Below are 12,059 nucleotides of genomic sequence, written 5' to 3'. Positions count from 1 at the left end.
TCCCTTGGTCATGGTTAAAGCGAGGCGCTTCAGTCTTTCTTGTCCCACCACGGCGGGTCGAATTCATTGGCGATGCGCACGATGCTGTACAGCGTCGAGGCGTCGGCATCCGGATTCATATAGCTGTCCTGGTGGTCATAGCCGCGCTGGACGAACTTGAGCTTCGCCTTCACCTTGCTCGCGCTGCGCTCCACTGGAACCGTGCCATCGGCTGCGGCAGGGGGTGGCTGGAGTTTCAGTATGAGTTCCACGCCATGGTTGCCGCGCACCTTCAGCAGGCCCTTCTTGTTGTCGCCTTTCTCGCCGGGCACCATGGTCCAGTTCGCCGGGTCGCCCGCCTTCGCCGCATCGCCGTCGACCACGCGCCATGACACCTCGTTCCAGGCCGGATGATCCGGATCGTTGCCGTAGTGGGCGTAAGTTCGTTCGTGAAAGGTGTTCTGGATGGCGTTGGCGAAACTCATTGCATCCTTGACGCGTTCCATGGTCGCTTTTGGCCCGATCTGTTCTTCAGTCTTGCCGCCCTCATTTGGAGGCTTGTTGAGCTGCCCAGCCGGATCAATCCACTCCGGATTGATCAACCGCCACCATTTCTCCGGCCCCAACGTATAGATCTCATCCACCGCATTGCCCTGGGGCAGTCGTGCAAGGAACTTCCCATCCTGGTCCTGCACATGCAGCCACTGCGTGCCATAGGCCGCTGCCGGCAGCAGTTCCAGCCCGCCCTGCGCATTGGCCAGCACCGCCGTCACCTTCGCGCCGTCATCGCCCAGCACGCCCTGAATGATGTCTGCCTTGATGCCCCCACCCTCGAAGCCCGCGCGCATGCGCTTGTAGGCCGCCGCCGCGCCGGTGGTGGGCATCACGCCGTGCACGATGCCCAGCACCTTGCTCTTGATGTTGCCGTAGTCCGGGTGGATGAGCGCGCGTGCCAGGATGCCGCCCATGCTGTGGGTCACCAGGATCACGCCCGGGCAGTCGAAGCCGTTCTCGTTGTAGGTCTGGATGAGCTTGTCGATCTTCGGCGCGAGCGACCTGGCTTCCTCTCCATTGCTCTTGAGCCAGTTGTAGCCGAAGGCGTGCACGGGGTACCAGCAGCTGCCGATCTTCCGGATGTCGGCTTCGGTCAGCGCGGGGGCCCCGGTGGCGCCGAAGGCCGAGGGGTTCTGCATGGCCGCGCGATCGCGCCGGACCGGCACGGCGTGGTTGCCGCCTCCCGCAGGCGTCCAGACCGGAGAGAGCCTCGCGTTCGCGCCGTGGCCGCGCAGCATGTCGTTGAGCTGGTTCTCCATGCGCTTGATGATGTCGCCGTAGGCGCCGAACATCACCTCGCTCCAGCCGCGCGCGCGGGCCTTCTGGGCAGCGGTGAAGCTCAGGCTGTTCTTCGCCAGCGGATGGTTCGGGTCCGCCACGGGGTCATCGACCAGCAGCTTGCCGACGCGGCCGAGGTCGTCGGGCACGTTGCCATGGCGCTTGTCGGAGCTGACGGTCGCATCGCCCGTGGCGTCGAAGTGGCTGTTGCCGTTGTCGGTGACTTCGTAGCGGTCGACTTCCACTTCGTCCGGATCCAGCCGCATCTGGCGCTCGGCCGGCTCGGCGTTGCGCCGGCTCCAGCCGTCTCCCGCATCGTCGGGACGCCAGGCAATGTTGTCGCTGCGCTTGAGCTGCTGCTGCCGCGCTCTGGACAGCCGCAGGTTGCTGCCCATGATGCCCGGCAGGAACACGATGGGGATGATTTTTCCCGGCGGCACGCGCACGCGAATCCTGCGCTTGTCGGCTACCGGCGTGGTGGCGACGGCCACGTCGGCAAAGCCGCCGATGCCCAGCGAAAAATCCATCCAGTGGTCTTTGTCTTCTCCCTCGATGGCCATTGCTCAGTTCCTCCCTTGCTGTTCTCTTCGAATCTGCCGACCCGGCGCACCTTGTAGAAGTCCGGCGCGTCCGACGAAAGACGATTCTGGGTGGAATCCGATCCGTGCGATCCCGAGCGAAGGGCACTATCTCACGCGCAGGAGGATTTTCTCGACGAAGCCTTCGCCGTTTCGAGTCTGAGTAGAGCGTTGGTTTTAATGCGTGCGACCTGATCGCGATGGCATCGCACAGCAGTTGCGCTGGCCCGCAGCGGGCCATCCCTCAGGCGGCCTGCATCGAGCCCGCGCCGAGAGCGTCGTTCTCGGCTTCGCTGAGCCAGCGGCGCTTGTCGCGCAGCGGCGGCGCGCCGAACATGCGGCTGTACTCGCGCGCGAACTGCGACGGGCTCTCGTAGCCCACGCTGTGCGCCGCGCTCGACACGTCCACGCCCGCCATCAGCATCTGGCGGCGCGCCTCCTGCAGGCGCAGCTGCTTCTGGTACTGCAGCGGGCTCATGGCCGTCACGGCCTTGAAGTGATGGTGGAACGACGACACGCTCATGTGCACCGCGCGCGCCATGTCCTCGATCCGCAGCGACTGCGAATAGTTGATGCGCAGCGCGCTGATCGCCTTGGCGATGCGCTGGGTGTGGCTGTCCTGCAGCGCGATCTGCCGCAGCCGCGCGCCCTCTCCGTTCACCAGCAGGCGGTACATGATCTCGCGCTTGATGAGCGGCGCCATGATCGGCACGTCCTCGGGCGACTCGACCAGCCGCAGCAGCCGCAGCACCGGCTCCAGCACCGGCATGCCGATGCGGTTGACGTACATGCCGCGCGACGCCGGCGCATTGGCCTTGGCGGGCAGCTTCTCGTCGCCGATGAGCTTGCCGATCTCGTCGATCGCGAGCTCCAGCCGCAGCCCGAGGTAAGGTTCGTTGTCGCTCGTCAGGCGCACCTGGCCGCACACCGGCAGGTCGACCGAGGTCACGAGGTAGTGCATGGGGTCGTACACATAGATGTCGTCGCCCACGATGATCCGCTTGGAGCCCTGCGCGATCAGCCCGAGCGCCGGGGTCGCGAAGGCATGCTTGGGACCGTCGGGCTTGCTGATGCAGTGGACCTGCAGGCCGTCCACCGGCGTTTCCACGGTGCCGTCCTGACCGCGCGTGATGCGGTTGATCAGCCCGACCAGCTCCTTCCGGGCTTCGTCGAGTTCGGGCTCCAGCGGCATCGGCTGGGCAATGGCGGCAGCGATTTGAGGTGTTGGGTCAGGCATGTTCGGGGCCTTGTCACGGGTGGGGGCCGCATGGGCGGCCGGCGTGGAGGATCGGGTGGTTCAAAGCTTAGCGCCACGCCAACGAATCTGCACGGCCCGCGCAGGAGGTCTGGAGAAATAGGCAAGGACTTTGCAGGAACGCGCTCGCCATGCCCGGCGCCGCGGCCGGATACTTTTGCGGACGGCGGGGGCCTTCCGGCCCTCTTCTCGCGCCACCCACCCAAAGGACATCTCTCATGCAGTACCGCAAATTCGGCCGCACCGGCCTGTTCGTTTCCGAACTCTGCCTCGGCACCATGACCTTCGGCGGCTCCAGCGGCATCTGGGGCCAGATCGGCAACCTCCAGCAGTCCGAGGCGGAAGGCCTGGTCGGCCGCGCGCTCGACGCCGGCATCAACTTCATCGACACCGCCGACGTGTACTCCGAAGGCCTGTCGGAAACCATCACCGGCCAGGCGCTGAAGAACCTCAAGGTGCCGCGCGAAAACGTCGTGGTCGCCACCAAGGTGTTCGGCGAGACCGGCAAGACCGCCAATGCGGCCGGCGCCTCGCGCTACCACATCATGGACGGCGTGAAGGCCAGCCTCAGGCGCCTGCAGCTGGACCACATCGACCTCTACCAGATCCACGGCTTCGACCCGGTCACGCCCATCGAGGAAACCGTGCGCGCGCTGGACAACCTGGTGCAGCAGGGCCACGTGCGCTACGTGGGCGTTTCCAACTGGGCGGCCTGGCAGATCATGAAGGCGCTGGGCATCGCCGAACGCCAGGGGCTCGCGCGCTTCGAATCGCTGCAGGCCTACTACACCATCGCGGGCCGCGACCTGGAGCGCGAACTGGCGCCGATGCTGCAGAGCGAAAGCCTCGGCCTGATGGTCTGGAGCCCGCTGGCGGGCGGCCTCTTGAGCGGCAAGTACGGGCGCGGCACCGAAGCCGAGAAAGGCAGCCGCCGCGCCAGCTTCGACTTTCCGCCGGTGAACGTCGAGCGCGCCTACGACTGCATCGACGTGATGCGCCAGCTGGCCGAAGCGCGCAAGGTGTCGGTGGCGCAGATCGCGCTCGCGTGGCTGCTGCACCAGCCGGTGGTGACCAGCGTGATCGTCGGCGCCAAGCGCGTCGCGCAGCTGGACGACAACATTGCCGCCACCGCGATCCGGCTCTCCGCCGATGAGCTGGCCGCACTCGGCAAGGTGAGCGCCCTGCCCTCCGAGTACCCGGGCTGGATGCTCGAGCGCCAGGGCGGCGCACGGGCGAAGCGCCTCGCCGAATCAGGCCAGCGCGGCTGACCGGCGCGCAGCGTGGGCCGCGGTAGCGCGCAATGCGCGCAGGTCGAGGTGCCGCGCGGCGTGGGCCGCCGAGGGCTCGGCCAAATGCGGCACCACGCCTAGCAAGGGCGCGCCGAGCCGGTCGCGCAGCGTCTGGAGATTGGCCTCGGGTGCCAGCATCTCCGGCTCGATGGTGCTCGCGATCCACCCCGCCAGCATGAGCCCGCGCGTGCGGATCGCTTCAGCCGTGAGCAGCGCATGGTTCAGGCAGCCCAGGCGCAGCCCGACCACCAGGATCACCGGCAGTCCCAGCGCCACGGCCAGGTCGGCGCTGTCGATGTCGATGTCGTCGCCGAACGGCACGCAGAAGCCGCCCACGCCTTCGACCACCACCGCGTCGGCGCACTGCGACAACGCCGCGAAGGCCGACAGCAGCGGCGGCAGTTCGATGCGCGCGCCCTCTTCGCGCGCCGCAAGATGCGGCGACATCGGCGCACGCAGCAGGTACGGGCAGCGCAGGGCCAGGGGCGCATCGACGTTGCCGGCCGCGCGCAGCTGCTCGACGTCCTCGTTGCGCCAGGCGCCATCGATGAGTTCCAGCCCCGCGGCCACCGGCTTCATGCCGACCGCGCGCAGGCCCGATGCGGCCAGCAGGCTCAGCATTGCGCCGCTGGCCAGCGTCTTGCCGACGCCCGTATCGGTGCCCGTGACGAACCAGCGGCGGTGTGTCATGGGTGCACCCGGCGCGGCGCTCATGCGGCTTTCTTCCACGGCTGCGCCAATGCTTCACCCAAGGCGTCGAGCAGCCGTGCCACGTCGTCCTCCGAATGGCTGGCCGACAGCGTGATCCGCAGCCGTGCGGTGCCGGCGGGCACGGTTGGCGGGCGAATCGCACCGACGCGCAGGCCGCGGGCATCGAGCTGCGCCATCGTCTGCATCGCGCGTGCGTTGTCGCCGACGATCAGCGGCTGGATCGCGGTCGGCGAATCGGGCAGCCAGGCGCTGCCGTCCGCCGGCAGGATCGCCTCGAGGCCGCGGCGCAGCTGGGCGATGCGCGCATGCAAATGGGCGCGGCGCACGTCGCCTTCTTCGCCCTCGATCAGCGCCAGGCTCGCGAGCAGCGCATGCGCGATGGCCGGCGGCGCGGCGGTGGTGAAGATGTACGGCCGCGCGCGCTGCACGAGGTAGTCGATCACGGTGCGGTGCGCCGCCACGAAAGCGCCCGACACCCCGGCCGCCTTGCCGAGCGTGCCGACGAGCACCAGCCGCTCCGAGCGCAGCTCCATGGCCTGCAGCACGCCGCGGCCCGTGGCGCCCAGCACGCCGAAGCCGTGCGCGTCGTCCAGCACCAGCCAGGCGTCGTGGCGCTCGGCCAGCGCGAGCAGCTCGGCCACGGGCGCGATGTTGCCGTCCATGCTGAAGACCGCATCGCTCACGATCAGCTTGACCGGCGCATCGCAGGCGCCGAGCTGCGCATCGAGCGCGGCCACGCCGCAATGCGGATAGCGCTCGACCCGCGCCTTGGCCAGCCGCGCCCCGTCGATCAGCGACGCGTGATTCAGCGACTCCGAAAAGATCACCGCCTCCGCGCCGCCGAGCGCCGACAGCACTGCGAGGTTGGCCATGTAGCCCGTGCAGAAGAACAGGCTTTGCGCCTCCGGGATGAACGGCGCCATCCAGCCGGCCAGCCGCTCCTCGAGTTCGGCATGCGCGCGCGAGTGGCCGAGGATCAGGTGCGACCCGCCGCTGCCCGTGCCGTAGCGTGCCGCGCCTTCGGCCAGTGCGGCGGCCAGTGCCGGATGCGCGGCAAGGCCGAGGTAGTCGTTGCTGCTGAAGCCGAGCATGGTGCGCGGCGCGCTCGCGCCGGCCAGCGTCAGCGATTGCTCGGGGGCGCAGGCGGTTTCGGCGATCTGCCGGCGGCGGCGCAGCGACTGCGCGTCGAGCGCGGCGATCTCGTCCTGCAGGCGTTCAAGCAAGCGCGGCATCGCGGCTTCCTTCTACGTGATTTGCGTGGTCTGCATGGGCGGAGGCGGCCACGGCCTGCAGCGTGGCCAGCGTGCCGTCGACCAGCAGGTCGATGTCGCCGTCGCCGATCGCATACGGCGGCATGAGGTAGACCGTCGAGCCGATCGGGCGCATCAGCAGCCCGTTCGCCCGTGCGGCAAGGTGAAAGCGTTCCGCGAACCGGGCGCCGGGCTCGCGCATGTCGAAGGCCGTGATCATTCCGCGCTGGCGCAGATGCTCGACGGGCATGCCGTGAAGCCCCTCGCGCAACCGGTCGATCAACCGTTCGGCACGGGCGCGGTTGCGGCGCAGCGCGTCCTCGCGCTCGAACAGATCGAGTGTCGCGAGCGCCGCGCGGCAGGCCAGCGCGTTGCCGGTGTAGGAATGGGAATGCAGGAAGCTGCGCGCCACGTCGTCGTCGACGAAGCCCTGGTAGATCGCATCGCGCGTCATCACCAGCGCCAGCGGCAGGTAGCCGCCGCTGATGCCCTTGGAAAGGCACAGGAAATCGGGCCAGATGCCGGCCTGCTCGCACGCGAAGAAGCTGCCGGTGCGCCCGCAGCCCACCGCAATCTCGTCGGCGATGAGGTGCACGCCGTAGCGGTCGCACAGCGCGCGCACGAGCCGCAGGTAGTCGGGGTCGTGCATCGCCATGCCGGTGGCGCATTGCACCAGCGGCTCGACGATCACGGCAGCGATCGATGCATGCCGTTCCGCCAGCAGCGCTTCGAGTTCGGCCGCGGCGCGGCGCGCCACGGCAGCGGCGTCCTCGCCCGGCTGCGCGGCCCGGGCGTCGGGCGATGCCACGAGGTGCGAATTCGCGAGCAGCGGCGCGTAGGCGTCGCGGAACACCGGCACGTCGGTCACATGCAGCGCCCCCAGCGTTTCGCCGTGATAGCCCCGGCGTAGCGCGACGAAGTCCTGCTTGCCGCTCCGGCCTGCATTGCGCCATGCATGAAAGCTCATCTTCAACGCGATCTCCACGGCCGAGGCGCCGTCCGAGGCATAGAAGCAGTGGCCCAGCGCATGGCCCGTCAGCGCGGCGAGCCGCTCGGCCAGCTCGACGGCCGGCGCATGCGTACAGCCCGCGAGCATCACATGCGAGAGCGTGTCGAGCTGGTCCTTGAGAGCGGCGTTGATGGCCGGGTGCGCATGGCCGAAGAGATTGACCCACCACGAGCTCGTCGCGTCGAGGTAGCGGCGTCCGTCGTGGTCGAACAGCCAGACGCCCTCGCCCCGCGCGATCGGCAGCGGCGGCACGGCTTCGAGCCGGATGCTCTGCGTGCACGGATGCCAGACGTGGCGCCGGCTGCGCTGCTGCCAGCCGGCGTTTTTGGACGCGGCAGGCGTCGAGGGAGAAGCAATCGTTGGCGGCATCAGCGCATTCCTTTGGGGGCAAGGCGCGGGATCGTATCGGTGCAGGTCCGGCACGGCAAACCGCCGGTGCGGGCATCGAAATGCGGGCACTTGAGCGACGTTGGCCGGGATAGAACACTCGTTCGGATCAACCTCGTGCAACCGGGCCGCTTGACGTGCGGAGGCCGGCCCGGGAAGCCATTGCAAGTTGTCTTGGGGGCGACAAAGATTTCCGCGGAGTATCGAGTTCTCACCCCGATCGAGGTGGTGATTCTCCGGATCGGACAGCTGAATGGCAGATATCGGCTATTGGCAAGTCCCCCACCCGCCGTGCCCGCGCATGAGGCTTGGACGACGCCCGCGGTGGGCCAATTCCGACACCAGCGGGCATGCGCGGCGCGGACAAATAAATGTCCAACCATCCATTCATTCGAAGGAGCAGCCCATGTCCAAGACGAACCCCAACACGCCCGACGAGCGTGGTTCGTTGCCTCCCCAGCACAACAAGGCCGGCCACCAGAGCCCGACACCGCGCAACGAGCCGCGCCGCACCACCGAGAGCCGCCACGACCGCGAAAGCCACATCGGCGGCAGCAACCAGAGCCAGTCGCGGCGCGGCGGTGGCGGCGGTTCCACGCATTGAGGGTGGTGGCCGCTTGAACCCCAACGGCGCACCGGAGCCGGCCCATGTCCCATCGCAACGAGGCCACGGCAGCGCTGAAGGCCCTCAGCATTGCGACCGACGCCTGCCGCGAATGCCCGCTGGGCGCGCATGCAACCCAGTCGGTGTTCGGTGAAGGCCCGGTTGGCGCGGCGCTGATGGTGGTGGGCGAGCAGCCGGGCGACAAGGAAGACCTGGTCGGCCGCCCCTTCGTGGGCCCGGCCGGCAAGCTGTTCGACCGTGCGGTGGCCGAGCTCGGCTGGTCGCGCGAGAAGCTCTACGTGACCAATGCGGTGAAGCACTTCAAGTACGAGCCACGCGGCAAGCGCCGCATGCACAAGACCCCGGGCCAGCGCGAGGTGGAAGCCTGCCACCACTGGCTCGAAAGCGAGATCGAACTCGTGCAGCCGCGCGCCTGCATCGCGCTCGGCGGCACGGCCGCGCGCTCGCTGCTCGGCCGACCCGTCGCGGTGATGAAGGAGCGCGGCCAATGGATCGAGAATGCGCAGACAGGCCGCCGCGTTTTGGTCACGCTGCATCCCTCCGCCCTGCTGCGCGGCGATCCACTGCAGCGCGAAGCAGCCTGGGAAGCCTGGCTCAAGGACCTGTCGGTGGCTTCGGAGCTGATGAAGAAAGCCGGGGCCAGGCGCCCGGCCGAAAAGCAGCCCGCCGCGGAAAAACCCGCGGCAAGACCCGCCGCAGGTCACGCGCGGCGCCGCGTGCGCATGGTGATGGAATAGCGCAGCGCCTCGGTCGGCGCGATGCTGTGCTGCCAGGCCCAGCGCGCTTCGCCGCGCAGCATGTAGATGGAGCGCGGCTCGATCAGCAACTGGAGGCTGGCGGGCGCGGTGGCGCTGGCCGGTGGATAGGGCCGCAGCTGCATCACCGCGCTGCTGCGCAGCGAAACCCCCACGATGTCCTCGAAGTCCGGCACGTCGCGGTGCCAGCCGAGCGGCGTGCCGGGCCGGTATTCGGAGATCAGCACATGGGCGAAATCCTCGGGCGCCATGCCCATCCATGCCGCCACCCGCGCGCGCAGCGGGTGAAGCGCGGGCGGCATGGCCGTGCCCGGACGCAGCTGGTGCTTGTCGAAGTCGTAGCTGCCGCCAAAGCTGATGCCGCGGCGGCGCGCGGTGTATGCCTTGTAGCGCATCTCGCGCAGCTCGAAGCCCTGCACGAGGCGCAGCAGCTCGGCTTCCTCGGTGCGGGTGAGGAATTCGCGCTCGTAGCCCAGGCCTTCGATGGCGGCCGCGGGCGCCTCGCCGAACAGGTCGGGCTCGTCAGCGAGCTGGATGTGCCTAGCGGAGCGCATCGAAGAAATCCTCCCCTTCATCGGCATGCGCCGGCCCGCCCAGGCGCAGCTCCCACCAGGGCGGCAGCAGCTGCCGGATCTCGGCGCGCGCGAAGCGGTCGTCCAGCAGGTGCAGCACGCCGCTGTCCTGCTCGGTGCGAATGACGCGGCCGGCCGCCTGCACCACTTTCTGCAGGCCCGGATAGAGGTAGGTGTATTCGTAGCCCTTGCCGAAGCGCGCCTGCATGCGCTCGCGCGTGATCTCGTTGAGTGCGTTGTGCTGCGGCAGGCCGAGGCTTGCCACAAAGGCGCCGATCAGCCGGCTGCCGGGCAGGTCGATGCCTTCGCCGAATGCGCCGCCGAGCACGGCAAAGCCGATGCCCTGGCCTCCCTCCTCGAAGCGCGCGAGAAAGCCATGGCGATCGGCCTCGGCCATGCCGCGCGTCTGGGCCCACACGGGCACGCCGGGGTGCCTGGCCAGGAAGGCCGCGCAGGCTTTTTCAAGGTAGTCGAAACTGCTGAAGAACGCGAGGTAGTTGCCCGGCATGCGCTCGAACTGGTCGCCGATGATCCCGGCCACGCGAGCGAGCGAGCCCGCGCGGTCGCGAAAACGCGTCGACACGTTCATGGCCACCTCCACGCGCAGCTGCTGGCTGCGGAATGGCGAGGCCACGTCGAGCAGCATGGTCTCCGGCGGCAGCCCCAGCGCGTCGCGGTAGAACTCGAAGGGCGACAAGGTGCCGGAAAAACAGGTGACCGATGCGGCATCCGCGAAGCGCGGCTCGAGGAATGGCGCCGGCACCAGGTTGCGGATCGCGAGGCTGCGCTGCTGATGGTCGTGCGCAGGGCCCAGCGTGCGCTCGAAGATCGAGTGGTCGTCAAAGGCATCGGCCAGCCGGGCAAACTGCAGCGCATCGAAGAAGAAGCGCTGCAGCGGACCTTGCGCCGCGTCGGGCGTGGCCGCGAAGTACTCGCCCATGGCCGTGTTGGCGGCCTGCAGCGTGCGAGCGAAGCGATCGGGAATCTCGTCGGCCGTGTCGTAGGGTTCGGTCTGTGCCTGCTGCACCGTGTCCCATTCGCGGTACAACCGGCCGAGCGCGCCGCGCACCGAGGCGGGCGCCACGCGGTGCGCGTCTTCCAGCGCCAGGCCGTCGAGCCGCGCGGTGTACATGCCGCGCGCGCGCTCCAGCAGGTTGTGCGCCTCGTCCACCAGCACCGCCGCGCGCCATTCGGCGTCCTTCATGGTGGCGTAGAGAAAGGCGCTGCCATCGAAGTAGTAGTTGTAGTCGCCCACGATCAGGTCGCACCAGTGCGCCATTTCCTGCGCGAGGAAGTAAGGGCACACGGTGTGCGTCAGCGCAATTCGTCGCAGCGCCTGCCGGTCGAGCCTGGCGGCCTGCGCGGCTTCTTCGCGCGCAGCGGGCAGGCGGTCGTAGAAGCCCTTGGCGAGCGGGCAGGCATCGCCGTTGCAGGCCCGGTCGGGGTATTCGCAGACTTTTTCGCGCGCGGTGAGCTCGAGCACCCGCACCTGCGCGCAGTCATTGCCCAGCACGCCGACGGCCTCCAGCGCCACGGCCCGGCCCGAGGTCTTGGCGGTGAGAAAGAAGATCTTGTCGATCCTGCGCGCGGCCCGCGCCTTCAGCAGCGGAAAGATGGTGGCCAGCGTCTTGCCGATGCCGGTGGGCGCCTGCGCCATCAGGCAACGCGCGTTGACGGCGGCGCGATAGACGGCCTCGGCCAGTTCGCGCTGGCCGGGCCGGAACGAGCCATGCGGAAACGCCAGCTGACCGAGCGCACGGCCGAGCGCCGCATGGTGCGCGGCCTCGCTCTGCGCCCAGGCGCTGTAGCGCGCGCACAGAAGCTCGAAATGCGCCTGCAGCTCGGCCCGCGCGTGCGGCTCTTCCAGCACGGTTTCCTCGCCGGTGCCGAGGTCCAGGTACACCAGCGCCACGGTGATGTGCTCGTAGCCGTGCATCTCGCAGAGCATCCAGCCGTAGCAGCGGGCCTGGGCCCAGTGCAGCGCCCGGTGGTTGCCGCGGATGGCGTCGAAGTCGCCGCGGAAGGTCTTGATTTCCTCGACGCGGGGTTCGCCCGGGTCGTGCCCGTCGGCACGGCCGCGAACCGTGAGCGCGCCGCATTGCGAGCGCAGCGGCACTTCGCTCTCGTAGCCGTCGCCACGCCGGCCTTGCACCAGCGCGTGGCCGGCCATGCCTTCGAGCGCGCTGGGCGCAGGCACGAAACGCAGGTCGAGGTCGCCGGCCTTGGCACCGAAGGCGCACAGGGCCTTGACGGATACGGTGCGAGCATCGGGCGCCGGTGCCGGCGACTTTGGAGGAAGATCCGTGGTCACGCTGAT

Annotated in this window: 10 protein-coding genes; 3 read left to right on the top strand and 7 right to left on the bottom strand. The window is 68.8% G+C overall.

Annotation, left to right across the window (positions count from 1 at the left end):
• Window positions 1-29: 29 nt before the first annotated feature.
• Both IB278_RS15290 and IB278_RS15285 read right to left on the bottom strand, forming a co-directional pair.
• A complete protein-coding gene (locus IB278_RS15290) occupies window positions 30-1,871 on the bottom strand; it encodes an esterase/lipase family protein (RefSeq protein ID WP_192323870.1) in 1,842 nt (613 codons plus the stop codon).
• 262 nt (window positions 1,872-2,133) lie between these two features.
• Window positions 2,134-3,126 carry an AraC family transcriptional regulator gene (locus IB278_RS15285; RefSeq protein ID WP_145747352.1) on the bottom strand — a complete coding sequence of 331 codons (993 nt, stop codon included), beginning with the start codon at window positions 3,124-3,126 and terminating at the stop codon, window positions 2,134-2,136.
• 236 nt (window positions 3,127-3,362) lie between these two features.
• Here IB278_RS15285 and IB278_RS15280 point away from each other — a divergent pair, with 236 nt between their 5' ends.
• Window positions 3,363-4,412: an aldo/keto reductase gene (locus IB278_RS15280; RefSeq protein WP_145747353.1), complete on the top strand. Its 1,050-nt coding sequence runs from the start codon at window positions 3,363-3,365 to the stop codon at window positions 4,410-4,412.
• Here IB278_RS15280 and bioD read toward each other — a convergent pair.
• The 3 genes from bioD to bioA are packed head-to-tail and all read right to left on the bottom strand — an operon-like array spanning window position 4,395 to window position 7,772.
• On the bottom strand, window positions 4,395-5,123 hold the full coding sequence (gene bioD, locus IB278_RS15275; protein WP_225612908.1) for a dethiobiotin synthase: 729 nt from the start codon (window positions 5,121-5,123) through the stop codon (window positions 4,395-4,397). The two genes, IB278_RS15280 and bioD, sit on opposite strands and share 18 nt — an antisense overlap.
• Window positions 5,124-5,143: 20 nt before the next feature.
• Window positions 5,144-6,376, bottom strand: a complete 1,233-nt coding sequence (gene bioF, locus IB278_RS15270) for an 8-amino-7-oxononanoate synthase (RefSeq protein ID WP_192323866.1) — start codon at window positions 6,374-6,376, stop codon at window positions 5,144-5,146.
• On the bottom strand, window positions 6,360-7,772 hold the full coding sequence (gene bioA / locus IB278_RS15265) for an adenosylmethionine--8-amino-7-oxononanoate transaminase (protein ID WP_192323865.1): 1,413 nt from the start codon (window positions 7,770-7,772) through the stop codon (window positions 6,360-6,362). Before bioA ends, bioF begins: the two co-directional genes overlap by 17 nt.
• A 424-nt stretch (window positions 7,773-8,196) precedes the next feature.
• Here bioA and IB278_RS15260 point away from each other — a divergent pair, with 424 nt between their 5' ends.
• Window positions 8,197-8,394 carry a hypothetical protein gene (locus IB278_RS15260; protein ID WP_145747357.1) on the top strand — a complete coding sequence of 66 codons (198 nt, stop codon included), beginning with the start codon at window positions 8,197-8,199 and terminating at the stop codon, window positions 8,392-8,394.
• Window positions 8,395-8,438: 44 nt separating this feature from the next.
• Window positions 8,439-9,152 carry a UdgX family uracil-DNA binding protein gene (locus IB278_RS15255; protein WP_192323862.1) on the top strand — a complete coding sequence of 238 codons (714 nt, stop codon included), beginning with the start codon at window positions 8,439-8,441 and terminating at the stop codon, window positions 9,150-9,152.
• Here IB278_RS15255 and IB278_RS15250 read toward each other — a convergent pair.
• Both IB278_RS15250 and IB278_RS15245 read right to left on the bottom strand, forming a co-directional pair.
• Window positions 9,116-9,724, bottom strand: coding sequence for an alpha-ketoglutarate-dependent dioxygenase AlkB (locus tag IB278_RS15250; protein WP_192323860.1), 609 nt, complete (start codon window positions 9,722-9,724; stop codon window positions 9,116-9,118). The genes IB278_RS15255 and IB278_RS15250 overlap by 37 nt on opposite strands.
• A complete protein-coding gene (locus tag IB278_RS15245) occupies window positions 9,711-12,053 on the bottom strand; it encodes a helicase C-terminal domain-containing protein (protein WP_192323858.1) in 2,343 nt (780 codons plus the stop codon). The genes IB278_RS15250 and IB278_RS15245 overlap by 14 nt, the downstream gene beginning before the upstream one ends.
• Between the last annotated feature and the right edge of the window lie 6 nt (window positions 12,054-12,059).

Source organism: Variovorax sp. VRV01 (assembly GCF_014852545.1).
Classification (GTDB): Bacteria; Pseudomonadota; Gammaproteobacteria; order Burkholderiales; family Burkholderiaceae_C; genus Variovorax; species Variovorax beijingensis_A.
This window is presented reverse-complemented; position numbering and strand designations above follow the sequence as displayed.

What these genes read in the sequence shown, in the direction of transcription:
- IB278_RS15290 (WP_192323870.1), bottom strand. Translation starts at nt 1,871, where the DNA reads ATGGCCATCGAGGGAGAAGACAAAGACCACTGGATGGATTTTTCGCTG.
- IB278_RS15285 (WP_145747352.1), bottom strand. Translation starts at nt 3,126, where the DNA reads ATGCCTGACCCAACACCTCAAATCGCTGCCGCCATTGCCCAGCCGATG.
- IB278_RS15280 (WP_145747353.1), top strand. Translation starts at nt 3,363, where the DNA reads ATGCAGTACCGCAAATTCGGCCGCACCGGCCTGTTCGTTTCCGAACTC.
- bioD (WP_225612908.1), bottom strand. Translation starts at nt 5,123, where the DNA reads ATGACACACCGCCGCTGGTTCGTCACGGGCACCGATACGGGCGTCGGC.
- bioF (WP_192323866.1), bottom strand. Translation starts at nt 6,376, where the DNA reads ATGCCGCGCTTGCTTGAACGCCTGCAGGACGAGATCGCCGCGCTCGAC.
- bioA (WP_192323865.1), bottom strand. Translation starts at nt 7,772, where the DNA reads ATGCCGCCAACGATTGCTTCTCCCTCGACGCCTGCCGCGTCCAAAAAC.
- IB278_RS15260 (WP_145747357.1), top strand. Translation starts at nt 8,197, where the DNA reads ATGTCCAAGACGAACCCCAACACGCCCGACGAGCGTGGTTCGTTGCCT.
- IB278_RS15255 (WP_192323862.1), top strand. Translation starts at nt 8,439, where the DNA reads ATGTCCCATCGCAACGAGGCCACGGCAGCGCTGAAGGCCCTCAGCATT.
- IB278_RS15250 (WP_192323860.1), bottom strand. Translation starts at nt 9,724, where the DNA reads ATGCGCTCCGCTAGGCACATCCAGCTCGCTGACGAGCCCGACCTGTTC.